A 23,499-nucleotide genomic window follows, 5' to 3' on the forward strand; every position below is an offset into this window, starting at 1 on the left:
TAGACCACCAGCGACCAGGAGCGTCGTAGGATCCTGGAACTTTCGCCAATGATCTCGGGAGACCTCCGGCCATCTGCGCCCCTAGCGTTGCGGGCATGACAACGACGTTCGTGAAGAACCCCAAGATCACCCTCATCGGCGCCGGCGGATTCGTGTTCCCCTTCCGCCTCATCGGGGACATCCTCTCCTTCCCCGCGCTGCGCGAGTCGACCCTCACCCTGATGGACATCGACCCGGACAAGCTCGGCCCGGTCGCGAGCGCGACCCGCGAGCTCGTCGCCCACCACGGCTTCCCCACCACGGTCGAGGAGACCACCGACCGTCGCGCGGCGCTCGAGGGCGCGGACATCGTGATCATCACCTTCCAGGTGGGCGGGGTGGAGTCCTACCGGCACGACGTCGAGATCCCGCGCAGGTACGGGATCGACCAGACCGTCGGCGACACCGTGGGCCCCGGCGGCGTGTTCCGCTTCCTGCGCTCCGTGCCCGCCTACGACCAGATCGCGGCCGACGCCCTCGAGGTGTGCCCGGACGCCACCTTCATCAACTACGCCAACCCCATGGCGATGGCCACCGCGTACCTCAACGCCAAGGGCCTGCGCACGGTGGGGCTGTGCCACAGCGTCCAGGGCACCACCCGGATGCTCGCCCGCACCCTGGGCGTGCCCTACGAGGAGATCTCCTACCGCTGCGCCGGCATCAACCACCAGGCCTGGATCCTCGAGTTCCAGCGCGGCCAGGAGGACCTCTACCCGCAGGTCCGCGAGGTCATGGCGGCCCGGCACCAGCGTGGTCGCGGGGCGGAGGACCTCGCCGGGGACGACGGCGACCACTCGGAGGCGGCCGACGGGGCGAGCACCTACGAGGGCGGCAACGAGCAGGTGCGCACCTCGATCATGAACGCCTTCGGCTACTTCCAGACCGAGTCCAGCCACCACGCCTCGGAGTACCTGCCCTACTTCCGCAAGACCCCGGAGCTCGCCCGGGAGTTCATCCCTGAGCGCTGGGACTACTACGAGATCTGCGTGGGCCACGACGACCAGGGCGACATCGACGCCCAGCTGACGAAGCTGAAGGCCGAGCTCGCCCCCAGCGTCGAGTACGGCGCGCAGATCGCCAACTCGATCGTCTCCGGCACCCCGAGCGTGGTCCACGGCAACGTGCCCAACGCCGGCGCTCTGATCACGAACCTGCCGGACGACGCCTGCGTGGAGGTGCCCTGCCTGGTCGACGCCCGCGGGGTGCAGCCCACCGCCATCGGCGACCTCCCGCCGCAGCTCGCCGCGCTGAACCGCACCAACGTCAACGTGCAGACCCTCGCGGTGCGCGCCGCGCTCGAGGGCGAGGTGGAGAACGTCCACCACGCCGTGGCGCTGGACCCGCTGACCGCAGCGCTGCTCACCCTCGAGGACGCCCGGGCGATGACCGACGAGCTGCTCGCCGCGCACGCGGAGCGGCTGCCGGAGCGGTTGTAGGTGGGGTGAGTCGCCCTAAGTGGCGAGTCTCAGTCTCGGCATCAACTCCAGAAGAATTCTGATGCCGTAATCTCGAGATGGGGTTGTGGATTATTTGGCGGCCATATCGCGGGAATGGCTATCCTTGCCCGGTGCGAATACGTTCCAGGCGAACACTGACCAGTTTGGCGTGTCCAGTTGGCCGGGCATTGAAGGTCGAGTGGAGACCTTTGGTGGCATGCTGGGCAGTTTGTTTGCGAGTCGTTCGACTTGCTTTGCATTCAAGAGGCCATGCTGTCCGCCCGTGGTAGTTAGAGAGAAGTGCGAAGCGCTATCTCTTGGCGGAGCATGGAGTAGTCTCTGGTTTTTTGCCCCCCGAGGCCCGAGCAGTCCTTGCCGTAGGATGTTTTTAACCGAGCTTTTCGGTCCGGCAAGGACAAAGAGGCAAGCAACAGGTCTTTCGCCAGCGGCAATGAGGCTGAGTCGGCATAGGTCGCTCAGGATGTTCTCGTCATTGCAATGGGTTGACGCGGCCCATTTCGCCTCGATTGCAATCGCGATTTCGCGATCCGTGTAGTTGATGCTGGATCTGTGTTCGCCCGCTACCTTTGTGGTGACGGCGAAGTCGAGCTCGCGCTTCCGCCCAGCGTTGGCGCCATCCCCTTGGAGTTCCGGTGCGGCATAGTTGGGCTCGAGTGCCCATTTGTGATGATCTATATTTGAAGCTAAGATTTCATTCAGGGCTCCGTGCATATAATGCTCTCCGAACGAGTGTCCTCGCTCGTTTGCAAAGTCGAACTCCAGCTTGCCGTGGAGGCCATCGGATAGTTTCTTGGATAGCTTTTTCGGCTCGATTGGGAGGCTCATGTCTGTATTGCACCATGCTGAGGGGCGCTTGTCCGGAGCTTTCGATTTTCAAGGTGGAACGTGTCGCTGATCGCCAATCCAGCTGGTTTCGGTCGGGTCACGGCAAGTGGTCAGCTCGGCCATCGCGGCCAGGCTGACGGCGGTCGAGCGAAAGTGTTGTGTTTGGCGAGGCCAGAGCGCAATGTATGCAGTCACTCCTGTGCGAGCTCCCTATGCGCCGTCGCCAACACCACCTCTATCAGGCTCTCGAGCAGCGCCAACGGCGTCTTCGCCACCTGCCGCCAGAACAATGCGGAGGTGAGGGGGTCGCCGCCGAGAGCCACCAGGTCGCCGCTCTCGCGCCGACCATTCCTCCACAGAGTTGGGTTGTCCACAGCTCCGCCCGCGTCGCCTTTGCCAGGGCAAGGATGGCGGCATGCCGAAGAAGAAGCGACGTCGTCGTCCCAGTGCCACCACGCCTGCGCGACGGAGAGCCCTGGTTCGGCACGACAGCTCGGCCATCGACGCCCTGTTGGACGAGTTCGTGATCTGCCGCTGCTCCTCGGTGACCTTCGAGCAGGCGGCCGCTGAAGCCGATCACGTGAAGGCGCTGCTCGTGCTGGCCACCGGTGTCGACGGAGATCCAACAGAGATCAGATGGACGGAAGAACGGCTCCGCCACTTGCTCCTCGAGCTCGTGCCCCGTCATCAGTGGCAGCCCCGAGAGATGCTGTTCGCGCAGATCCCGGCGCTCGGGGAGTTCTTCACCATCCTCGACGCGCACGGCCGCTGGCACCGCGAGAACATGGAGCTCGGTGCAGCTCAGGCGCTGCTCGGTGAGCTGGTCCTCCCCGTCCTCGAAGCTGTCGACGATCCGTCGCGCCCTTCGGGGCCGGAGAACATCCATGCCTACGCCGCCTCCCTCGGCGTCCGCACCGACGACGAACGCTCGCTCGCGAAGTTCATCGCGTGGTTCAACGGCCATCTGACGAGAGAGCAGCGCCTGCAGATCGCGAGCACGGGCCGATTCGAGGGGTGGCCTCCTGCCGGGCCGTAAGTTCACCGGGCTCGGACTCAGCGCCTCCGCGAGAGTCGGGCGCGCGCCCGATGGCCCCCTGAACCGCCCCGTGTTGCGTCCCCGGTGAACTAGGGTGCGAGCACAGGCGCGAGGAGGTGCGCGATGAGAGACCCGCTGCCGTTCCTGGACCGGTCCTCGCCCGAGGCATGGTCGATGCTCGGAGAGGTCCAGCGCACGATCGCGGAGGCCGCCCGGGCCGCCGGCGTGGCCGAGGCGGCGCTCGAGCTGATGAACCTGCGCATCTCCCAGCTGAACGGCTGCGCCTTCTGCGTGCACCTCCATCATCGCCGGGCCGTGCGCGAAGGAGCTCCCGAGGAGCAGGTCGCCCAGCTGCCGGTGTGGAGGGACTCGCCCTGGTTCGACGAGACCGAGCGGGCCGCGCTGCTGCTGGGGGAGACGATCACGATCCTGCCGGACCCCATGGTCCGCGACCGCGATCTGATGGCCGTTCGCCACGTGCTCGGGGAGGACGCCTTCGCGGCGCTGGAGTGGTCCGCCGTGCTCATGAACACCTACAACCGGCTCTCCGTGCTCTCCCATCATCCCGTGCCCGGTTCCCGCTGATTCAGTGCCCGCTGAGCAGGCATCGTCCACCCCGTCGAGAGGACCCGTCATGACCGAGGACCACACCCCCGCAGAGCCCGCCGCCGAGGACGCCGTGGAGGTGCGCGACAACCCGGAGCGGCATCGCTTCGACATTCTCGTCGACGGCCGACAGGCAGGCTTCTCGTTGTACACCGCCGCGGAGGAGAGCCCTGACGACCAGCGGATCTTCCATCACACGGTGATCGATGACGCCTTCGAGGGGAGAGGCCTGGCGGGCGTGCTCACCCGTGAGGCGCTCGCGGTCTCCGTTGAGCAGGGGCACCGGATCGTGCCCGTCTGCGCGTACGTCGCGCGCTGGCTGCGCGGCCACGACGACTTCGCGGACTCCGTGGACCGGGTGCGGCCCACGCACCTCGAAGCGGTGCGGCGCGCGAACGCCGAGGCGGACGGCTCGGCGCAGTGAGGTCCCCGGTCCCGGACTATCTCGAGGAGGTGGTCGATGCACTGCGCGAGGACCGCCGCGGCGAGGTCGCCGACTACGTCCCCGAGCTCGCCGCCGCCGATCCCGAACGTCTCGGCATCGCGCTCACCACCACGCAGGGCCGCACCTACGTCGCCGGGGACGCCGACGTCGAGTTCACGATCCAGTCCATCTCCAAACCCTTCGCCTACGCCGCCGCGCTCATGGATCGCGGCACCCGGACCGTGCTCGACGCCGTCGGCGTGGAGCCCTCCGGCGAGGCGTTCAACGAGCTGTCCCTGGAGCAGGACACCCGTCGGCCGAAGAACCCGATGATCAACGCCGGCGCGATCACCGTCCATGCGCTCCTGGTGGGTGAGGACGCGAGCTCGGCGGAGCGGGTGGAACGGTCGCGATCGTTCTTCTCCCGCCTCGCGGGCCGCGAGCTGCGCATCGACGAGGAGGTGTGCGCCTCCGAGCTCGGCGCCGCCCATCGCAATCTCGCCCTGGCCCACATGCTGCACAGCTACGGGATCCTCGACGGCGACGTGCCCGCCGTGGTGGAGGGCTACACCCGGCAGTGCTCGATCCTGGTGACCGTGCGCGACCTGTCCGTGATGGCCGCGACCCTCGCCACCGGCGGGATCCAGCCGGTGACGGGTGAGCGGGTGCTGGATGCCGGGGTCGCACGGCGGGTCATGGCCGTGATGGCCGCGGCGGGGATGTACGACGGGGCGGGGGACTGGCTGGTGCGGGTGGGCATCCCGGCCAAGAGCGGCGTGGCCGGCGGCATGGTGGGCGTGCTCCCCGACCTGGTGGGCATCGGCACGTTCTCCCCGCGCCTGGACCCCCAGGGCAACAGCCATCGTGGTGGGCGCCTGTTCGAACGGCTCTCCGAGGACATGGGCATGCACCTCTTCGCCGCGGACGGCTCGCGCCTCGACGCCGCCCGCGCGACGACGGTCGACGGGACGACCACCGTCACCCTCGAGGGGGTCGTGCAGCTGACCGCCGCGACCGAGATGCTCGACCTGCTCGAGACCTCCGACCCCACGACCGATGTGCTGCTCGACCTCGAGAAGGTCCACACCGTCACCGACCTCGGCCGACGGATGCTGCTCGAAGGGCTGCGCAGGGTCCGGCTCGACGGTCGCGGCGCGGTGCTCCGCGACCCGCGTGGGGTGCTGCCCGCGCCGGATCTCGGGGACGGGAGCTTCCCGGACCTCGTGGAGTGAGCGCGGTGTCCACGCCGTGACGCCGCAGCCGAGTGCCGCAGCAAGGTGCCGCGGCCGCGTGGCGTGAGCAGGGGGCCGGGGGCGTCGGCCCGGATCGTCCCGTCGCGAGCGTCGGAGCCGTTCGGGCGAGACCGGTCGCAGGGCTCGGTGACGCCGTCTCGGCAGTGCACAGGAATCCAGGACGAGTGACGCACAACGGTGCTGGACGCACCGAACGCACCGCCGAATCTTTCTGCCGGAGGATTGTCGGAAAAATCCTGCGGCCCTAGCGTTGCCCGCATGACCGATCAGATCGGCGTTCTCGCACTGACGCGACGAACCCACGAGATGCGGGTCCTGGCCGCTCTCAGGAGCCGCGGGCCCTCCAGCCGCGCCCAGCTCGCGGAGACCACGCGGCTCTCCCGCACCACCCTGTCCGAGATCGCGGCGGATCTCATCGCCCGCGGGGCAGTGGTCGTCGCGGACACCGACGCGGCACAGCGCCAGGGGAGCGGACGGCCCGCGGCGCTGCTCGCGCTCGACCCCGGGTCGGCGCAGTTCCTCGGACTGGACTTCGGGCACCGCCGCGTCGCCCTCGCGATCGCCGGTGCGAGCCACGACGTGGTCGCGCAGCGGGAGGTCGAGTACGACGAGCGCAGCAGCTGGAGCGAACGCGCAGAGAGTGCGGTGGACCTCGCGAGATCCCTCGCGAAGGAGCACCGATTGCACTTCGGAGCGATCCAGGGCGTGGCCGCCGGGGTCACGGGGCGCAGTCGCGCCGCCGCCGAGCCGGTGGTGGCCCAGGTGCTCGCCGAGGAGTTCGGCGTCGACGTCGTCGTCGACAACAACGTCCGCTTCGCCGGGCTCGCCGAGGCCAGCCAGCGGGGGCGTCGGTTCACCCATGCGATCTATCTGCATCTCAGCGACGGCGTGGGCGGTGCGGTCGTGGTCGACGGACGGCTCTACCAGGGCGCCGACCGTTTCGCCGGGGAGTTCGGGCACGTGGTCGCGCACCCGGGCGGTGCCTCCTGCCGCTGTGGGAAGCGCGGGTGCCTCGAGACGATCGCGAGCATCGGGGCGCTCGAGGGCGCCGATGCCGCTCAGCTGGACGAGGTCGCCCGCGTGGTGGGCACGGTGCTCGCGGCGGCGGCGATGATCCTGAACCCTGACCTGATCGTGGTCGGCGGGCGCGTTCCCACCGAGCACCCCACGCTTCTCGCCCGGATCGAGGACGCCGTCCACGAGGGTGCCGGAGGATCGGCCGGATCCCGGCCGGAGGTCCGGGCCGCGGTGTGCGGGCCGTTCGCCGGGGCCCGCGGCTCGCTCATCGCCGCGATCCACGAGAGCCCGCTGCTGACGGGATACGACGACACGGTCTTCGCGACCACCCCGCGCGAGACCTCACGGAAGGCCACCGGATGACCCGTCCCAACATCCTCGTGCTCATGACCGACCAGCACCGGGTCGACACCTTCGGCGCCTACGGCAACCGCTGCGGACTGACCCCGGTGGCCGACGAGATCGCCCGCACCGGCACGCGCTTCGACCGCTGGTACACGCCCACCGCGATCTGCACCCCGGCCCGTGCGAGCCTCCTGACGGGCATGGCGCCGTTCCGTCACAGGGTGCTCGCCAATCACGAGCGCAACGTCGGTTATCTCGAGGATCTCGCCGAGGACGCCTTCACCTTCTCTGCGGCGCTCCAGGAGGCCGGGTACGCGACCGGGCTGGTGGGCAAGTGGCACGCGGGCCACGAGCGGACCGCCCGCAGCTTCGGCTTCGACGGCCCGGACCTCCCCGGGGACGCCTGGCACAACCCCGTGGACGCCCCCGACTACCTCGCCTATCTGGCCGAGCACGATCTGCCGCCCTACGAGATCAGCGACCGGATCCGCGGCACCCTCCCCAACGGCGGCCCCGGCAATCTGCTCGCCGCCCGCCTGCACCAGCCGGTGGAGGCGACCTTCGAGCACTACCTCGCCACCCGCACCATCGAGCTGCTGGAGCGCTACGCCGAGGGTCGCGAGCGTGAGGGCGCACCGTTCTACCTGCAGCTGAACTTCTTCGGACCGCATCTTCCCTACATCCTCCCGGACGAGTACTTCGACCTGGTGGACGTCGAGGACGTGGAGCTGCCCGGTTCGGTCGAGGAGACCTTCCGGGGCAAGCCGCCGGTGCAGGCCAACTACTCGGCGCACTGGGCGTTCGACACCATGCCGCGGGAGACCTCGCGGAAGCTGATCGCGATCTACTACGGCTACGTCGCGATGATCGATGCGCAGATGGGACGCGTCATGGACGCGATGGAGCGCCTGGGCCTTATCGAGGACACCGCCGTGGTCGTCACCTCGGACCACGGTGAGTTCACCGGCGCGCACCGGCTGCACGACAAGGGCCCGGCGATGTACGAGGACATCTACCGCACGGCCGGGATCCTCCGGGTGCCGGGGCAGGAGCCCGGCATCGTGCGGAGCGAGTTCGTGAGCCTGCTGGACTGCACCGCCACCATCCTGGATCTCGCGGGACTGGACCCCTCCCTCGCCGTCGACTCCCGCAGTCTGCTGCCGCTGATCACCCGCGACGAGGTGGCGTGGCAGGAGGACATCGTGTGCGAGTACCACGGCCACCACTTCCCCTACCCCCAGCGCATGCTCCGGACCGAGCGATACAAGCTGGTCGTGAACCCGGAATCGGTGGGCGAGCTGTACGACCTCGACGCCGATCCGGACGAGATGCACAACCGCTTCGAGGACCCGGAGCTGGCGGAGGTGCGTCGGCGGATGTCCCGCCGTCTCTACGAGCTCCTGGTCGAGCGCGGCGACAACTTCTTCCATTGGATGACCTCGATGTACGACATCGGCGAGGTCTCCTACGACCCCATGATGAGCGGTCTCGACGAGATCACTTATCAGCAGTACTGACCGAGCAGCAGCACCGATCTCCCAGCAGCACGGATCTCCCAGCAGCACCGACCTCCCATCAGCACCGACCCCGCGCGGCTCCGTCGCGCACTCAGCCCGGCACCCCGCAGGACCCACCCCGAGGAGGACACGCATGGCGACGCAGGCGACGATCACCATCTCGACCCACGAGCGCGCGGAGGTGGACCGCGACGTCTACGGTCACTTCCTCGAATCCGCCTTCTTCGGCAACATCGAGGGCGGCGTGTTCGACGAAGGCTCCCCGCTCGCGGTCACCGGGCACGGCGCCCTGGACGGCTGCCGCGCCGACGTCATCGAGGCGTGCCGGGAGCTGGGCCTGCCCGTGGTGCGCTGGCCGGGCGGGAACTTCACCTCCGCCTACTGGTGGCGCGACGGCACCGGGCCCCGCGACCATCGCCCGCGCCGGCTCGAGCTGGCCTGGGGGTCCGAGGAGTCCAACCGCTTCGGCAGCCCGGAGTTCCTCGCCTGGATCGAGGCGGTGGGGACCGAGCACGCTCCCACGTCGGCCTATCTCCACCACAGCGCGCGCAGCGTGGAGGACGCGGTGCGCTGGGTCGAGTACACCAACTACGCGGGCACCACCGAGATGACCGGCCTGCGCGCGGCGGATGGCCACCCGGAGCCGTACGACGTGCGGTGGTGGGGGATCGGTAACGAGGTGTACGGGCCCTGGCAGATGGGGCACCGCAGCGTCGAACGGTATGTGGAGGATGCGCGCGAGCACATGCGCTTCATGCGCCTCGTGGACAGGAGGCTGAAGTTCATCGCCTGCGGCTGGGAGCGCGAGGCGTACACGGAGAAGCTGATCTCCGGGATCGGGGACCAGGCCGACGCCGTGTCCCTGCACCTGTACGGCCTGGACCACCACCTCACCGATCCTTCCGAGACGGAGTTCGACGACGTCGTCGCGCAGTCCGTCCACTTCGAGCAGACGATCGCCGAGTACGCCGACGAGATCCTGTTCGCCGCGGAGCGAGCGCATCTGGAGTCCGTGCCGTCGATCGCCATGGACGAGTGGAACAACCGGCACATGGAGTCGGTCGAGCTCGAGGATCCGGTCCCCGCCCGGGACGGCGGCTTCGAGCCCCACGGCACGGGCGGCGTCGAGGACCGCAAGCGGGTCAACCGCCACAGCCCGCGCACCCTCGCCGACGCGCTCATGTACGCGGGGGTGTTCCATGCGATCCACCGCGCCGCCGGCCACGACGTGCCGGTGACGATGGCCAACGCGGTCAACCTGATCAACGCCAACGGCATCCTGCAGGTGCGTCCCGAGGGCGTGATCCGCACCCCCGTGTTCCACATCTGGCATCTCTACCAGAACCTGTTCCAGCCGCTCGCGGTGCCCACCGAGGTCACCGCCCCCGCGAGCTGGCGGCGGCTCCGCCTCGGCGCCGATCGCCAGGACGCGCGCGGGTACCCACGGCGCACGCGCCCGGCCGCCGTCAGCCTGCTCGACGTGAGCGCGTCCCTGTCCCACGACGGGCGCACGCTCACGGTCGCGGCGATCAACCGCTCCGCGACCGATGCCGTCACCACGCGTCTGGCGCGCGCCGAGGGCACGCTTCCCGACGTCGCGACATGCCACGACCTCGGCACCGAGGTCACCGACCTGTTCCAGGCGAACACGCTGAGCGAGCCCGGGGCCTGCGCTCTGCGCGACCGCGGAACGGTCACGCTCATCGGCGGTGAGTACAGCTTCCCCGCCCACAGCGTCACGCTGCTGACGTTCGCCCTCTGACCGGGCGAGAACACCCCACGCGACGAGGAGGTCGCCCCATGACCGCGCAACAGGGACCCAGGAGCACGACCACGAGGCGGCAGCTGTTCTCGGTCGCTGCGGTGACGGCGATGGCCGCCGCCGCGAGCGAGGACTCCGCCCATGCCGACGAGGAGCGCGCTGTGTCCGACGACGTCCCCGTGTACACCAACCCGCTCCTTGCCGGGGTGACCGAGAACTTCGCCGACCCCACGATCATCCGCGGGCGCGACGGCTGCTGGTACGCCTACGCCACCAACGGCCCTCGCTTCCCCGGCGACGAGCGTCAGCTCATGATGATCACCCGCTCGAGCGACCTCCTCGACTGGGAGTGGGTGGGACCGGTGTTCACCTCCGAGACGATGCCCACCTATGACGGCAAGCCCGCCGACGCGAACCGGCAGTTCTGGGCACCGGAGATCGCCTACGTCGCCGGTCGGTACGTCCTGTACTACTCCTACGTCGTCGAGAGCCCGGGGGAGCCGTGGCGTGTGGTCGCGGCGGCGACGGCCGACCACCCCGCGGGCCCGTGGACCGACACCGGCGAGGTGGTGGTCGGCAACGAGACCTGGGAGGTGCGGCCCGGCGTCACCGAGATCAGGAACAACATCGACCCGGATCTCCTCACCGCGCCCGACGGCACCCGCTACCTCTACTACGGATCGGTGCAGGGCGGGGTGCGCGTCGTCCGCCTCTCCCACGACGGGCTGCGAGCAGAGGGCGATCCCGTCCAGCTCACCGACGCGCACCGCTATGAAGCGGCCTACGTGCTCCATCGCGACGGCCGCTACCACCTCATGCTGTCCGTCATCGGCGGCTGCTGCGCCGGGGCCGCCTCCGCCTATCCCATCATGGTGGGACGCGCCGAGGACCCGATGGGGCCCTTCGTCGACCGCGACGGTGTTCCGCTCGCCGGGCCGACCGGCGGCGGCACCCCCGTCCTCGCCCCGAACGGCAACAGGTGGGTGAGCACGGGCCACAACGCCGTCGCGACCGACCTGTCGGGCCAGGACTGGATCGTCAGCCACGCCATCGACCGTGCCGCACCGTACGTGGAGGGGCGGGAGAACGCCCGCCACCTGGTGCTCACCCGGCTGGACTGGATCGACGGCTGGCCGGTCGGCAACGCGGGGGCGGGGGTCCCCGACGGTCCCGAACCCGGACCGCGCACCGCCGCCGCCCTCGCCGACGCCTTCGAAGGGGACCTCGCCGCCTGGGACGTCCCGGAGGGATGGAGGATCCGCTCCGAGGCGGCGGGCGGATACGTCCACAGCACCGGGGACGGGAGCCTCGTCTCGCACGCCGTCCTCACCCGGGACAGCCGCGTGCGCGGGGCGGTCCGTCTCGAGGCCGGGGACGGCGGTCGCGCCGGGATCGTCGTCGGAGCGTCCGGTCGCAAGGGCGTCAGCACCTGGATCGACAGGAACCGCGGACAGCTCGTCGTCGAGAGCGACATGGGCCGTCACCGGGTGCACGGATCAGCACCGCTGCCGGACTCCTTCGACTACGACACCTGGCACGAGATCCAGGTGGAGGTGAACGGCGGCAGGTTCCATGCGGAGGTGAGCGAGTCCGGGCAGTACGATCCCGTCGCCGAGCTCGACACCGCGCTTCCCCCGGGCGCCGCCGCCGGGCCCGTCGCGCTGAGCGCGGAGGGGACGGGCGCGGACTTCGACGACGTCACCGCCGCCCCGTACCGCGTCCTCGACGCCCGGCCGGTCCCGCTGCCCGAGGTGGGTGACCTCGACCCGGACCTGTCGACGGACTTCGCGGACGGCATCGGGCCGGGATGGAGCTGGACCGGCGATCCCGCGGCGACCACGGGTGAGGGAGGACTCAGGTTCGTCATCCCGTCGGCGACGCTCATCGAACGGCGCCGTCCCGACGGCGGCGACATCCCGTCGCTGCTCCTGCGGGACATGCCGGCGGGCGCATGGACCGCCGAGACCACCGTGACGATCCCCTTCGGGGACACGATCCCGTACGGCTGGCCGCAGGCCGGGCTCATCGCGCACGGCACCGACGAGGACTGGGCCGCCCTGGCCTACACCACTCGGGAGTCCCGTCGGTTCACGGCCTTCGCCCGCCAGGTCCCGCCGCCGGACGCAGGGGAGGCCGTGTACGGGCACGCCGCCCTCGGGCCGAGCCGCGACACCATGCACCTCCGCCTGCACCACACCGTCGCGGGCAACGGCGAGCACCGCTACCGTGCGGCGCTCAGCCTCGACGGCGAGGTGTGGCAGTGGCACGGCACCCGCACCCTCCCCGCCGGGCCGCAGCCCAGGGTCGGGCTGTTCGCCATGGACCACGCGGAGTCCGACGACCACCCGCTCAGCGCCGCCTTCGACGGCTTCCGCGTGTACCGCTGAACCGCCGTGGCGTCTCCCGCGCAGCTTCTCCACCGCAGCACCCGTCAGCACCCGCCGCATTCCACTCGACGACGAGGACAGGAACCATGACCACCACCAGGACACCCCGGCCCCGACTCTCACGGACCCCTTCCGGTCCCTCCCGCCGCGCCCTTCTCGGGGCCTCGGTCCCGCTCTCGATGGCCGCGCTCCTCGGCGCCTGCACCGGCGGGGGCGGCAGCGCCGAGGAGAGTCCCCGCGCCAAGGACGGCATCCTGCGGTGGTGGGACCAGTTCCGCCCGCTCACGGAGACGTTCGAGAACGAGCTGTTCGCGCCGTACACGGAGGAGAGCTCCGACCTCACGATCGAGCGCCGGCAGCTGGACGCCGCGGACCTGGGGGAGGCGCTGCAGGTCGCCCGTCGCAGCGGGCAGATGCCCGACGTGCACTCGAACGCAGGGCTCGGCGCGACCCCTGCGGCGCTCATCAGCCAGGACTGGTTCCAACCGATCGGGGACCACATCGACGTCGAGTCCCTGCCGGTCGCGGAGGAGATCTACGACGGGGTGCACCGCTTCGGCGGCGACCTCTACTCCGTCCCGATGTTCTCCGGGCGGATCCACGACGCGACGCCGTGGGTGAACACCGAGCTCGCCGAGCAGGCGGGTGTGGACCCCGACTCCTCTCCCGGGACCTGGGACGAGTTCAGGGCTGCGGCGAAGCAGATCACCGATGAGACCGTTGCCAGCGGTTTCGTGCTGCCCCAGAAGGACACGCAGTTCCTCGACGGGTTCGTCTCGTGGATCGCGCAGTCCGCCGGCGCCCCGGGAGGGATCGACTGGACCACGGGGGAGTACCAGTTCGCGACTCGGCCGTTCGTCGACGCGATCGAGTTCCTGAAGTCCTTCCAGGACGACGGCATCATGCATCCGTCCTCGCCGTCGATGGGTCCTCGCGACGCGAGGGCCCGCTGGGCCGCGGGCGAGATCGGGATCTACATGTGGGGCTCGTGGATCATCGGCGGCCTGAGCGTGGACGAGCCCGAATCCATCGAGCGCGGGATCCAGGCCTGGAGCATCCCGCGCCAGGACTCGACCCGTCACATGCTCACCCGCGGCCCCGGGGCGGGGCAGTTCTGGGTCGCTGCGGATTCTCCCTACGCCCAGGAGGCCGCCGAGCTTCTCGCCGCCATGTGCGGTGAGGAGTTCCAGGCGGCGCTCGCCGGGGCGATGGACCAGCCGCCCGCGCTGCTGTCGGCGGTGGAGGGCGCGGACGTCCACCCCGCGTACACGCGGATGGTGGAGCACTTCACCGAGGACGTCCGGATCGCGCCGGTCCCGGAGTCGGGGAACCCCGCGACGTGGAGGGTCGTCGCCGAGATGACCGACATCCACCCGAACGTCGGCGAGATCGCCCAGTCCTACCTCTCCGGGGCCACCGACGACCTGCAGGGCGAGCTCACCGCGTACTACGACGCGATGAACGCTGAACGGGAGCGGGCCGTCGAGTCCGTCGCCGCGCAGGGCGAGGACGTCGGCCTCGAGGACTGGGTGTTCTCCAACTGGGACCGGAGCGCCGACTACACCGCCGACGACTACGCGAGCAGGTGAGCCATGACCTTCGTGTCCGCCGACCTCGCCCGGAGCGCCCGCACCGACGCGCCCCGGAGCAGGAAGTCCCTGCTCCGTCGGATCCGTGAGCGGTGGTGGGTCTACCTGTTCCTCCTGCCCACCCTGGTCGGCTACGGCCTCTACACGGTGTATCCGCTCATCGCGAGCTGGGTCTATGCGTTCATGGACTGGCCGGGATTCGCCGTCGGCGGGACGTTCAACGGGTTGGAGAACTTCGTCCGGCTCTGGAACGACCCGCTGTTCTGGAACGCGTTCGGGAAGTCCCTGCTGTTCCTCGTCGTCGCCATGCCGACCCGGGTGGTGCTGGCACTGCTGCTCGCCCTCTGGCTGAACAGCCGGGCGACGCCCTTCAAGGGGGTCTTCCGCACGCTGTTCTTCCTCCCGGTGGTGACCACCGGCGCGATCATCGGCATCGTCTTCACCCTGCTGCTCGACGCCCAGGGCCCCATCAGCCTCGCACTGGTGTGGGCGGGCATCACGGAGAGCCCCACGAACTTCGTGGCCCATCCCGGCACCTCGCTGTGGGCGGGGGTCGCGGTGTGGGTGTGGAAATGGCTGGGCATCACGATGATCTACTGGCTGGCTGCGCTGCAGACCGTCCCCGCCGACGTGCACGAGGCCGCGCAGATCGACGGCGCGAGCGGATGGCAGGAGTTCTGGCGGGTCACCCTGCCGCTGCTGATCCCGTTCCTCATCATCATCACGCTCATCGACACCGTGAGCGCGCTGAACGTCTTCGACCTCATGCAGACCATGACCGGCGGCGGGCCCGCGTTCTCCTCCGAGGTCATCGAGATCTTCATCTACCGCACCGCCTTCGCCGCCACCACGCCGCAGCTCGGGTACGCCTCCGCCGCAGCGGTCCTGTTCGGACTGCTCACCGTCGTCCTGGCGGTCGTGCAGGCGCTGGGCATCCGTGCGGCCCGCGGCATGATGCCGGGAGGACAGTCATGACGCTCGCCGACCCCGCGTCCACCGACCCCGCGTCCACCGACCCCGCGCTCACCGACACCGCCCGATCCGGGACGCGAGGCCCGAGGACGCGCGTATCGCGGAGGCGTCGGCCGTGGAGCGCGCGGCGCGTCCTCACGTTCGTGCTCCTGGTGCTGATGACGCTGGTGTGGGTCTACCCGTTCATCTGGCTCGTCTCCGCTTCGCTCAAGCAGTCCTCGGAGATCTTCTCCAGCGGTCTGAGCCTGATCCCCGAGACGTTCCGCTGGGAGAACTACGCCCGCGCCTGGACCGAGGCGGGCTTCGCCCAGTACTTCCTCAACAGCGTGATCATCACCGTCGGCGCGATCGTCATCGTCGTGGTGCGCAGCGCGCTGGCCGGGTACGTGCTGGGTCGGTACGCGTTCCCCGGCAAGAAGATCCTCATCGGCATCTTCCTGGTGACCTTCTTCCTCCCCGAGGGGTACACGATCATCCCCGTCACGCAGCTGACCGACCAGCTGGGTCTGCTGAACACGCATGCGGGCGTGATCCTCGGGCTCGGCGCCGGCGGGCACATCGCCGCCACCCTGCTGTACGCCGGGTTCTTCCGCGGCCTGCCCAAGGAGCTCGAGGAGAGCGCGAAGCTCGACGGAGCCGGCGCGTTCCGCACCTTCTTCCAGGTGATGCTGCCGCTGTCGTGGCCGATCACCGCCACGGTCACGATCCTGACCTTCCTCGCCGCCTGGAACGCGTACCTGCTTCCGCTGGTGTTCACGCTCAGCTCCCCGGAGCTGCAGACCCTCGCGGTCGGGATGACGTCCTTCGTCAGCGACTACGGACAGGACTGGTCCGGCATGGCGGCCGGGGCCGTGATCTCCCTGGTCCCGGTGGTGATCGTGTTCGTGATCCTGCAGCGGAAGTTCGTCGACTCCATCGCGGGCGCGGTGAAGCAGTGACGTGATGACACGCGGAGAGCCCGCGACGCGATGACCCGAAGCACGAGACCTCCACGGAAAGGACGGCCATGACTCGGCCGAACATACTGCTCATCTCCACCGATCAGCAGCGCCACGACATGGTCGCGGCCGCAGGGAACCCGGCGGTGAGCACTCCGCACCTGGACCGCCTCGCCGCCCAGGGCGCGCTGTTCGAGAACTGCTACGTGCAGAACCCCGTGTGCTCGCCCTCCCGGGCGAGCCTGATGACGAGCACCTACGTCTCCACCCACGGCCTGTACGAGAACGGGGTGGACATCCCCCCGGGAACGCGGGTGTTCTCGAAGGATCTCGCCGACGGCGGGTACGACTGCGGCCTGGTGGGGAAGTTCCACCTCCACTCCTGCTTCCACGGCCGCACCGAGCCGCGCCTGGACGATGGCTTCCGCGTGTTCCGCTGGGCGCACGACCCCTATCCCGGTTCCAGCGAGAACGCCTATCACCGCTGGCTGCGGGCCACGAGGCCGGATCTGTACGAGAAGGCGCTGGAGGATCGGAGCCTGTTCGACACGATGCCCACCGAGTTCCACTACAGCCGCTGGATCGCGGAGGAGACGATCTCCTTCCTGCGCACCGATCGTCGCGCCGAGCAGCCGTTCCTCGTCGTCGCGAACTTCTTCGACCCGCACCACGGCTTCGGGGCGCCCGAGGAGTACCTGCGTCGCTACGACGACGTGGATCTCCCGCCCGTGAACACCCGGGACGGGGAGCTGGAGGACAAGCCCGAGATCCAGCGGCACACCTCCGCGCACAGCAGCGCCGGGATGCCCAGCTGCGCCGACCTCACCGAGCAGGAGCTCGACGAGGTGCGGCGCGCCTACTACGCGATGGTGAGCCTGGTGGACGACGAGGTGGGCCGCATCCTCGCAGTCCTCGAGGAGGAGGGCCTCGCCGAGAGCACCATCGTGGTGTTCACGAGCGACCACGGCGAGCTGCTGGGCGACCATCAGCTGCTGCGCAAGGGCCCGTTCCTCTACGACTGCTCGGTGAAGGTGCCGCTGATCATCCGCTGGCCCGGCGTGATCGAGGCCGGTACCCGTCGCGACGAGCTGGTGCAGTGGGTGGATCTCGCCCCGACCATCCTCGAGGCCGCGGGACTGGACCGCCCCCGCCCCTACCAGGGGCGGAGTCTGCTGCCGCTGCTGCGCGGCGAGGCCGCGGACTGGCGGGACTGGGCGCTCAGCCAGTACCGCTCCAGCGGTGACCCCGCCACTGCGCCCGCCCACCTGACGATGCTGCGCCACGACCGCTGGAAGCTCATCGCCCACCACGGGTCCCCGAGCACCTCACGAGAGCGGACGGGGGAGCTGTACGACCTCGAGACCGATCCCGGGGAGTTGGAGAACCTGTGGGACGACGAGGCGCACCGCGGGGTGCGGCTCGAGCTCGCCGAGCGGCTGCTGGACGTGCTGACCGGGGTGGAGGACAGGAGGGGCGTGCAGCTGGCACCGTGGTGAGGGACAGGGACGATGCATGTCTGCGCCCTCGACGTCGGCCGTCCGACAGCGCACGTCGCTGCGGAGTCCCACCACATCGCTCGCCCGACGAGGCGGCCCGATGGCGAGACCGCTGTCTGTTCGAGGAGGACCCTGCTCCGCGTCCTGCCTGCATCTCGATGGGGAGATCTATGTTGCACCCCTCGCGCATCATCGCCCGACTCCGCCTGACGATCGCCGCTCTGGCGGCCGCAGCACCGAGGACGGCCGCGAGATCGCGCAGCGCCTCGAGCTCAAGGGCTCCGGGGGCGCCTGGTCCCAGTCCAGCAGCGGTGACGAGGACCGCGGCGCCGGAGGCGGAGAGCGACACCTTCTCCACCCGCGCCGCGGGCGCGGACGACGGGACCCTCGTCGAGGACGTGGAAGGCACGGAGGTCGACGTCTCCGGGCTCGCCGTCGGCGAGGCAGTGATCCTCGATGAGCACTGCGAGGAGGTCACCGACGCCCGCGCGTGAGAGTCCGGCGCCCAGCATTCGCCCTCGACCGGCTGCAGCCTGGGGAGATCACCTTCATGGCGAGGCTGACCCCGCCGGGGAGGGTTTCGATCCTGGTACCGGGGCCGGGGACGACGCAGCCCCGGGGAACGACGCAGGGGGCTCGACGCCGGAGAGCGGCGGCGCTCTCGCAGGCACCGGCACCGAGGCAGGACTGCTCTCCCTCATGGTTCTGACACTCCTGGCGCTCGGTGCCGGGCCGCTCCGGTCGTCGAAGGGCGCGCCCGCCGGGCGCCAGTAGCGTCGGGCCGGCGGAGATCGCGACCTCGATCTTCAGCGGCGGATCGTCGTCACCAGGTACTGGACGGGGATGCGGAAGGAGTCGCCGTCCGCGGCTCCGCTCGACCGCGCGAGCTCGACCAGGCGGCCGCGGGCCTCCGGCCAGCGCTGCCCGATCGCGCGGGAGCCGAGGATGATCGGGGCGCTGTGCCGCTGCAGCAGGTCGATGAACACCTCCGGAGACGGCACCCGAAGATCGAATGTCCTCTCCTCGACCGTGGCGTCGGCCCCTGTGATCTCACGGATCCGGGCGGGGTCCTCGTGCCAGGGGGCGGGCGTCTCGGGGAAGTAGGGGGCGAGCGTGCGGCGCAGCGCACCGAAGAAGCCCTCGCCGGACCAGCTGGTGACGAGGATCCGGCCTCCGGGCCGGGTCACGCGGCGGGCCTCGCCGATGGCGACCCCGGGGTTCGCGGCGAAGACGAGACCGAAGGTCGAGGTGACGAGGTCCGCCGAGCCCGACTCCAGCGGCACCGCCTCGATGTCGCCGAGCACCCAGCGCGGTCGTACGCCGGCCTCCTCGGCGCGACGCCGGGCGACGTCCAGCAGCGACGAGGTGATGTCCACGCCTGTCACGGAGCGCGCTCCGTGCTGGGCGAGGGCGATCGCCGTGACGCCCGTTCCGGTGGCCAGGTCGATGGCGTCGAGGCCGGCCACCCCGGTCGAGGCGGCGAGGTCCCGGCCGGGTGCGCTCCAGAGGTCTCCGACCACGGCGTAGTCGCCGGTCGACCAGAGTTCAGCAGGATCCATGGGGTGCTCCTTCGACGTGCGGGTGGTGCGCGGGGCGTACGCCGGGTGGTCCGTGGCGGGGGCTCATGTGGAGTGCCCTTGCCGGGGTGCGGTCCTGCGGTCCGTGCGGGGCACGGCGATCGGCAGCAGCACGAGGGCGATGACCATGGGGAGAGCGAGGGCGAGGCCCGTGCCCGCCATCCCGGCGAGCTGCAGTCCGAGACCTCCCAGGGCTGCTCCGACGAACACGCCGAGGCTCATCGCGGAGCCGTTGAGGCTGAAGACCGTTCCCGCCTGGTCCCCGGCGCGGTGGGCGATCAGCGTCGTGATCTGCGCGGCGATCACGGCGTGACCGAATCCCATCGCGACCGTGGCGGCCAGGGCGAGGGGGAGGAGCGTGGTCGTGAAGACAAGCAGCACGGAGGCCAGGGCCAGCACCAGCCCGCCGAGGATCAGGGCTCGGGCCGCACCCGGGGCGCTGATCGTGCGGCGTGCCCAGCGTCCGGCGAGGAAGTTGCCGACGAAGAAGGAGGCACCGCTGACGCTCCACACCAGGGTGAAAGCGGCGGCGTCGATCGAGAACGCCCGCTGGAAGTGGACGGCGAGGAACGCGAGGTAGCCCATGAAGGAGGCGGTCCGCAGGCCTGCCATCGAGATCAGGGCGAGGAGGTGCGGGCGTCTCGCGACCCTCCCGAAGGCGTCGAGGTAGCCCGACTGTCGGACGGCGGCGGACGGAGCGTCGACCCTCCCTGGGGGAGATCTCAGCGTCAGGAGCGCGATGGCCACCGCGAGCGCGGCCGTGATCCACAGCGTCCCCTGCCAGCCGCGCCAGAGGCTCATCAGGCCGATCACGGGCCCGGCGAGCACGGCGGCCAACGACTGGGTGGCGGTGACGAGGGTGGCGGCGCGTGCGGAATCGGCGGGCAGTCGGAAGCCGGCGGTCGCGCTGCTGAGCAGCGCCGGGGTCAGGACGGCGGTGGCCGCCCCGATCCCGAGACAGAACGCGACCAGCGCCGGAAGCGTCCCGAGACTGCCGAGGATGCAGGTGGCCGCGAGGAGCGCCAGGCTCGCGGCGGAGGACCAGCGAGGTGGGATCCGGGTCATCATCGGGGCGATGGCCACCCCGACCAGTACGGCGGCCACTCCGCCGGTGCCGCGGAGGGCGCCGATGCTCGCGACGTCCTCGTCCGCGGTCCGGGCGATCGGCACCACGAACGTCGAGTAGATGGTGAAGGGGAACAGGCCGACGATCCCGGCGAGGATCGCCGGATGGATCCGCCGCGCGATGGCATGGTCCGGGACGGGCGACTGATCCGTGTCGGTGGCCATGCCGTGGTCAGCGCCTCGCGTCATGGTCGCGCACGTACTGCGCGAACGACTCCAGCCCGTCGATGGTGCGCGGCCCCGAGATCGCTTCGTTGTAGTCCAGGATGAAGAAGTTCTCCTCCTGCACGGCAGGCAGCTCGGCGGTGGCGGGGTTGGAGCGGAGGAACTCGATCTTCTCCTCGGCGGGCTGGTCCTGGTACTCGAGGATGATGATGATCTCGGGCTCGGCCTCCACGACGGCTTCCCAGGTGGCCTCGGTCCACCGTGCCTCCACGTCGCCGAAGATGTTCTCTGCCCCGGCGTGACGGATGATGTCGTTCGGGGGGACCTGGCTGCCGGCGGTGAAGGGCTTGTCCGTGCCGGAGTCGTAGAGGAACACCTGGGCGGGATCACCCGTCGGCGCCTGCTCCTGGACCGTCGCGACCCGCTCCTCGTAGTCCGCGATCACCTCGGCCGCGCGTTCCTCGACGTGGAAGATCTCCCCGAGTCGCTCCAGATCGGTGTAGAGCCCGTCGAACGGCGTGTGCTGCTCGGGGAAGCCCGGGTAGTTGAAGCAGGACTCGGAGTGCATGAAGCTCTGGATCCCGAGCGTGTCGAGGATCTCCGGGGTGATGCCGCGCGCGTCGGAGAATCCGGAGTTCCAGCCGGCGACGACGAAGTCCGCGTTCGCGTCCACGACCAGCTCCCGGTTCAGCAGGTCGTCGGAGAGGAACTCGACCTGTGCGTACTCCTCGGCCCAGGGCGACTCGGTGACCGGGGGATTCGCGGGAGGCATCACATAGCCGTGGACATGGTCGGTGAGCCCCAGGGCGAACATCTTGTCCGCGCTGCCCCCTTCGTAGACGACGGCGCGCTGCGGGACGGAGTACTCGACCTCCTCACCGCAGCGCTGGACGGTGGCGGTCTCGCTCGACGCGCCGGGGGAGGACTCGACCTCCGCGCCGCAGGCGCTGAGGAGGAGCGTGGTCAGGGATGCGATCGCGAGGGTCGCGGCGAGGGGTGCTCGACGGGTGCGCATGGGGGCCTTTCAGAGGGAGGGATGGCTCTCAGGGGGACGGCAGGAGGAGGGCGTCGCGGCGGCGTCCGCGAGGGTGAAGAGGATCTGGGGATGGCCGGAGAGGGGGTGGGGGACGATGGCGGCGTCGACCCCGAAGACCTCGGCGAGCAGCTCCGCGGTGAGGACCTCCTCGGGAGCCCCCACCGTCACCAGCTCGCCCTGATCGAGGACGGCGATGCGGTCGCAGGCGGCCGCGGCGAGGTTGAGGTCGTGAAGCACCACGACGACCGTCGGCGCGCAGTCGTGCAGGCGGCCCAGCAGCTCTGTCTGGTGACGGATGTCGAGATGGTTCGTCGGCTCGTCGAGGATCAGCAGCTGCGGATCCTGGACGAGGGCACGGGCGATGAGCACCCGTTGGCGCTCCCCGCCGGACAGCCCCAGGACCCCGCGGCCGGCGAGGTCGATCACGTCCATCTGCTCCATGGCCCGGACGCAGGCGAGCTCCTCGTCAGCGGTCAGCGGAGCGTTGCCGCGCTTGTGCGGGGTGCGGCCCAGGGCGACGATCTCGCGGACCGTGTAGTCGAAATCGCTGCCGCCCTGCTGGGTGAGCGCGGCGACCTGCTGCGCGGTCTCCCGGATGGTCAGGGCGCGCAGGTCGCGACCGGCGAGGCGGACCGTGCCCCGGTCGGGGCGCAGCGCCCGGTAGATGCAGCGCAGTGCTGTCGACTTGCCCGAGCCGTTGGGACCCACCAGAGCGACCACCTCGCCGCGACGCACGTCGAGGCTGAGGTGGTCGATCAGGCGCTTCCCCGCGATCTCGACACCGAGATCGTCCAGCTCGACGTCCATCAGCCACCCCCGAGCAGGCTGCCGCGACGGCGCATGAGGACCAGGAACACCGGGACGCCGAGGAGTGCGGTCAGCACGCCGAGCGGGAGCTCCCGCGGGGCGGCGACGGTGCGGGCCAGCAGGTCGACCCACACCATCAGGATCGCTCCCAGGAGTGGGGCGACGACGAGCAGCCGCACGTGCGTGGCACCGACGAGCATCCGCGTGATGTGCGGGATCACGAGCCCGACGAAACCGATGGTGCCGCTGACCGCGACCATCGCCCCGGTCATCAGCGCCGTCACGCCGAACAGGACGCGGCGGATCCGGGTGGTGTCGATGCCGAGCGACGCGGCTGTCTCGTCGCCGAGCGCCATCGCGTCCAGCGGCCGGGACGCTCGGTGCAGCACGACGATCCCGACGAGGACGAACACCGCGACTGCGGGGAGCGAGCCCCAGGTGGCCGCCCCGAACGACCCCATCGTCCAGAACAGGACGGTCGACGTGGCCTCGCCGGTGGGCGCGAAGTAGATCATCACGCTCATCACGGCCTGGAATCCGAAGGACAGGGCCACGCCCGTCAGGACCAGCCGCAGCGGCGTGATGCCCACCCGACCGTAGGCGATCGCGTAGACGAGCACGGTGGCGCCGAGCGCCCCGAGGAACGCGCCGGCGGAGACGGCGTAGATTCCCAGGGCGGCAAGGCCGCCGAACAGGCTGACGGCGACGGCGCCCACCGACGCACCGGAGGAGACGCCGAGGATGTACGGGTCGGCCAGCGAGTTGCGCACCAGTGCCTGGATCGCTGCGCCGACCACGGAGAGTCCGCCGCCGACGATCATGGCCAGCAGCACGCGGGGAGTCCGGATCTGCCAGATGATCTGGTACTGCGTGAGCTCGTCCGCAGAGATCGTGCCGCCGCTGAGCGCCGCCCAGAGCAGCCTGGCCGTGCTCGCGGGAGGGATCACGGCGGCGCCCAGACCGATCGCGAGGAAGACGGAGACCAGGAGGACGCCGGCGAGCACGAGGACCAGGAGCGCACCGGTCCACGTCGCCCGTCGCTGCCGCGCGGGCGCGACGGTTCTGGTCATCGGGACATGCCGTCTCTCCGCCGAAGCCGTCGTCACCCGCACCCCCTCTAGATATT

General features: G+C 70.0%; 21 protein-coding genes. 14 read left to right on the forward strand and 7 right to left on the reverse strand.

The features are described from left to right. The first annotated feature begins 95 nt into the window (after positions 1 to 95). Positions 96 to 1,475, forward strand: coding sequence for an alpha-glucosidase/alpha-galactosidase (locus tag ACT3SP_RS14120; protein WP_444587940.1), 1,380 nt, complete (start codon positions 96 to 98; stop codon positions 1,473 to 1,475). A 90-nt stretch (positions 1,476 to 1,565) separates the two neighbouring features. Here ACT3SP_RS14120 and ACT3SP_RS14125 read toward each other — a convergent pair whose 3' ends face one another. Next, complete coding sequence (locus ACT3SP_RS14125; protein ID WP_444587941.1) at positions 1,566 to 2,321, reverse strand: hypothetical protein; 756 nt, start codon at positions 2,319 to 2,321, stop codon at positions 1,566 to 1,568. A 191-nt stretch (positions 2,322 to 2,512) separates the two neighbouring features. Then, a complete protein-coding gene (locus ACT3SP_RS14130) occupies positions 2,513 to 2,695 on the reverse strand; it encodes a hypothetical protein (protein WP_444587942.1) in 183 nt (60 codons plus the stop codon). Positions 2,696 to 2,736: 41 nt separating this feature from the next. Between ACT3SP_RS14130 and ACT3SP_RS14135 the strand changes: the two genes are divergently transcribed. From ACT3SP_RS14135 to ACT3SP_RS14195, 13 genes are all read left to right on the forward strand, one after another. Next, complete coding sequence (locus ACT3SP_RS14135) at positions 2,737 to 3,357, forward strand: hypothetical protein (RefSeq protein WP_444587943.1); 621 nt, start codon at positions 2,737 to 2,739, stop codon at positions 3,355 to 3,357. Between the two features lie 123 nt (positions 3,358 to 3,480). After that, on the forward strand, positions 3,481 to 3,942 hold the full coding sequence (locus ACT3SP_RS14140; RefSeq protein WP_444587944.1) for a carboxymuconolactone decarboxylase family protein: 462 nt from the start codon (positions 3,481 to 3,483) through the stop codon (positions 3,940 to 3,942). A gap of 49 nt (positions 3,943 to 3,991) precedes the next feature. Further along, positions 3,992 to 4,387: a GNAT family N-acetyltransferase gene (locus ACT3SP_RS14145; protein ID WP_444587945.1), complete on the forward strand. Its 396-nt coding sequence runs from the start codon at positions 3,992 to 3,994 to the stop codon at positions 4,385 to 4,387. Beyond that, positions 4,384 to 5,619 carry a glutaminase gene (locus ACT3SP_RS14150; RefSeq protein ID WP_444587946.1) on the forward strand — a complete coding sequence of 412 codons (1,236 nt, stop codon included), beginning with the start codon at positions 4,384 to 4,386 and terminating at the stop codon, positions 5,617 to 5,619. The genes ACT3SP_RS14145 and ACT3SP_RS14150 overlap by 4 nt, the downstream gene beginning before the upstream one ends. A 279-nt stretch (positions 5,620 to 5,898) precedes the next feature. Next, on the forward strand, positions 5,899 to 7,020 hold the full coding sequence (locus ACT3SP_RS14155) for an ROK family protein (protein ID WP_444587947.1): 1,122 nt from the start codon (positions 5,899 to 5,901) through the stop codon (positions 7,018 to 7,020). Further along, complete coding sequence (locus ACT3SP_RS14160; protein ID WP_444587948.1) at positions 7,017 to 8,519, forward strand: sulfatase-like hydrolase/transferase; 1,503 nt, start codon at positions 7,017 to 7,019, stop codon at positions 8,517 to 8,519. The genes ACT3SP_RS14155 and ACT3SP_RS14160 overlap by 4 nt, the downstream gene beginning before the upstream one ends. A 133-nt stretch (positions 8,520 to 8,652) precedes the next feature. Beyond that, positions 8,653 to 10,281, forward strand: a complete 1,629-nt coding sequence (locus ACT3SP_RS14165; RefSeq protein WP_444587949.1) for an alpha-L-arabinofuranosidase C-terminal domain-containing protein — start codon at positions 8,653 to 8,655, stop codon at positions 10,279 to 10,281. A 38-nt stretch (positions 10,282 to 10,319) separates the two neighbouring features. Next, entirely contained in the window at positions 10,320 to 12,668 is a 2,349-nt protein-coding gene (locus ACT3SP_RS14170) for a family 43 glycosylhydrolase (protein ID WP_444587950.1), read from the forward strand. Positions 12,669 to 12,754: 86 nt separating this feature from the next. Beyond that, positions 12,755 to 14,257, forward strand: a complete 1,503-nt coding sequence (locus ACT3SP_RS14175; protein ID WP_444587951.1) for an ABC transporter substrate-binding protein — start codon at positions 12,755 to 12,757, stop codon at positions 14,255 to 14,257. 3 nt (positions 14,258 to 14,260) lie between these two features. Beyond that, on the forward strand, positions 14,261 to 15,232 hold the full coding sequence (locus ACT3SP_RS14180) for a carbohydrate ABC transporter permease (RefSeq protein ID WP_444587952.1): 972 nt from the start codon (positions 14,261 to 14,263) through the stop codon (positions 15,230 to 15,232). Positions 15,233 to 15,372: 140 nt separating this feature from the next. After that, positions 15,373 to 16,167, forward strand: coding sequence for a carbohydrate ABC transporter permease (locus ACT3SP_RS14185; RefSeq protein WP_444587953.1), 795 nt, complete (start codon positions 15,373 to 15,375; stop codon positions 16,165 to 16,167). Positions 16,168 to 16,235: 68 nt separating this feature from the next. Continuing rightward, the gene (locus tag ACT3SP_RS14190; protein ID WP_444587954.1) at positions 16,236 to 17,663 is read left to right on the forward strand and encodes a sulfatase-like hydrolase/transferase; all 1,428 of its coding nucleotides are present in this window, start codon (positions 16,236 to 16,238) and stop codon (positions 17,661 to 17,663) included. Between the two features lie 311 nt (positions 17,664 to 17,974). Then, positions 17,975 to 18,157 carry a hypothetical protein gene (locus ACT3SP_RS14195; RefSeq protein WP_444587955.1) on the forward strand — a complete coding sequence of 61 codons (183 nt, stop codon included), beginning with the start codon at positions 17,975 to 17,977 and terminating at the stop codon, positions 18,155 to 18,157. 312 nt (positions 18,158 to 18,469) lie between these two features. On the opposite strand, the gene ACT3SP_RS14200 is transcribed toward ACT3SP_RS14195, so the two are convergent. The 5 genes from ACT3SP_RS14200 to ACT3SP_RS14220 all read right to left on the reverse strand — a co-directional run bounded on the left by ACT3SP_RS14200 (position 18,470) and on the right by ACT3SP_RS14220 (position 23,443). Beyond that, a complete protein-coding gene (locus tag ACT3SP_RS14200; protein ID WP_444587956.1) occupies positions 18,470 to 19,222 on the reverse strand; it encodes a class I SAM-dependent methyltransferase in 753 nt (250 codons plus the stop codon). A gap of 63 nt (positions 19,223 to 19,285) precedes the next feature. Further along, positions 19,286 to 20,530: an MFS transporter gene (locus tag ACT3SP_RS14205; RefSeq protein ID WP_444587957.1), complete on the reverse strand. Its 1,245-nt coding sequence runs from the start codon at positions 20,528 to 20,530 to the stop codon at positions 19,286 to 19,288. A 7-nt stretch (positions 20,531 to 20,537) separates the two neighbouring features. Beyond that, the gene (locus ACT3SP_RS14210) at positions 20,538 to 21,545 is read right to left on the reverse strand and encodes an ABC transporter substrate-binding protein (RefSeq protein WP_444587958.1); all 1,008 of its coding nucleotides are present in this window, start codon (positions 21,543 to 21,545) and stop codon (positions 20,538 to 20,540) included. Positions 21,546 to 21,554: 9 nt separating this feature from the next. Further along, the gene (locus ACT3SP_RS14215) at positions 21,555 to 22,373 is read right to left on the reverse strand and encodes an ABC transporter ATP-binding protein (RefSeq protein WP_444587959.1); all 819 of its coding nucleotides are present in this window, start codon (positions 22,371 to 22,373) and stop codon (positions 21,555 to 21,557) included. Then, positions 22,373 to 23,443 carry a FecCD family ABC transporter permease gene (locus ACT3SP_RS14220; protein ID WP_444587960.1) on the reverse strand — a complete coding sequence of 357 codons (1,071 nt, stop codon included), beginning with the start codon at positions 23,441 to 23,443 and terminating at the stop codon, positions 22,373 to 22,375. The genes ACT3SP_RS14215 and ACT3SP_RS14220 overlap by 1 nt, the downstream gene beginning before the upstream one ends. Between the last annotated feature and the right edge of the window lie 56 nt (positions 23,444 to 23,499).

Source organism: Brachybacterium sp. AOP43-C2-M15 (assembly GCF_052446295.1).
Taxonomy (GTDB): Bacteria; Actinomycetota; Actinomycetes; order Actinomycetales; family Dermabacteraceae; genus Brachybacterium.

What these genes read in the sequence shown, in the direction of transcription:
- ACT3SP_RS14120 (WP_444587940.1), top strand. Translation starts at nt 96, where the DNA reads ATGACAACGACGTTCGTGAAGAACCCCAAGATCACCCTCATCGGCGCC.
- ACT3SP_RS14125 (WP_444587941.1), bottom strand. Translation starts at nt 2,321, where the DNA reads ATGAGCCTCCCAATCGAGCCGAAAAAGCTATCCAAGAAACTATCCGAT.
- ACT3SP_RS14135 (WP_444587943.1), top strand. Translation starts at nt 2,737, where the DNA reads ATGCCGAAGAAGAAGCGACGTCGTCGTCCCAGTGCCACCACGCCTGCG.
- ACT3SP_RS14140 (WP_444587944.1), top strand. Translation starts at nt 3,481, where the DNA reads ATGAGAGACCCGCTGCCGTTCCTGGACCGGTCCTCGCCCGAGGCATGG.
- ACT3SP_RS14145 (WP_444587945.1), top strand. Translation starts at nt 3,992, where the DNA reads ATGACCGAGGACCACACCCCCGCAGAGCCCGCCGCCGAGGACGCCGTG.
- ACT3SP_RS14155 (WP_444587947.1), top strand. Translation starts at nt 5,899, where the DNA reads ATGACCGATCAGATCGGCGTTCTCGCACTGACGCGACGAACCCACGAG.
- ACT3SP_RS14160 (WP_444587948.1), top strand. Translation starts at nt 7,017, where the DNA reads ATGACCCGTCCCAACATCCTCGTGCTCATGACCGACCAGCACCGGGTC.
- ACT3SP_RS14165 (WP_444587949.1), top strand. Translation starts at nt 8,653, where the DNA reads ATGGCGACGCAGGCGACGATCACCATCTCGACCCACGAGCGCGCGGAG.
- ACT3SP_RS14170 (WP_444587950.1), top strand. Translation starts at nt 10,320, where the DNA reads ATGACCGCGCAACAGGGACCCAGGAGCACGACCACGAGGCGGCAGCTG.
- ACT3SP_RS14175 (WP_444587951.1), top strand. Translation starts at nt 12,755, where the DNA reads ATGACCACCACCAGGACACCCCGGCCCCGACTCTCACGGACCCCTTCC.
- ACT3SP_RS14180 (WP_444587952.1), top strand. Translation starts at nt 14,261, where the DNA reads ATGACCTTCGTGTCCGCCGACCTCGCCCGGAGCGCCCGCACCGACGCG.
- ACT3SP_RS14190 (WP_444587954.1), top strand. Translation starts at nt 16,236, where the DNA reads ATGACTCGGCCGAACATACTGCTCATCTCCACCGATCAGCAGCGCCAC.
- ACT3SP_RS14200 (WP_444587956.1), bottom strand. Translation starts at nt 19,222, where the DNA reads ATGGATCCTGCTGAACTCTGGTCGACCGGCGACTACGCCGTGGTCGGA.
- ACT3SP_RS14205 (WP_444587957.1), bottom strand. Translation starts at nt 20,530, where the DNA reads ATGGCCACCGACACGGATCAGTCGCCCGTCCCGGACCATGCCATCGCG.
- ACT3SP_RS14210 (WP_444587958.1), bottom strand. Translation starts at nt 21,545, where the DNA reads ATGCGCACCCGTCGAGCACCCCTCGCCGCGACCCTCGCGATCGCATCC.
- ACT3SP_RS14215 (WP_444587959.1), bottom strand. Translation starts at nt 22,373, where the DNA reads ATGGACGTCGAGCTGGACGATCTCGGTGTCGAGATCGCGGGGAAGCGC.
- ACT3SP_RS14220 (WP_444587960.1), bottom strand. Translation starts at nt 23,443, where the DNA reads ATGACCAGAACCGTCGCGCCCGCGCGGCAGCGACGGGCGACGTGGACC.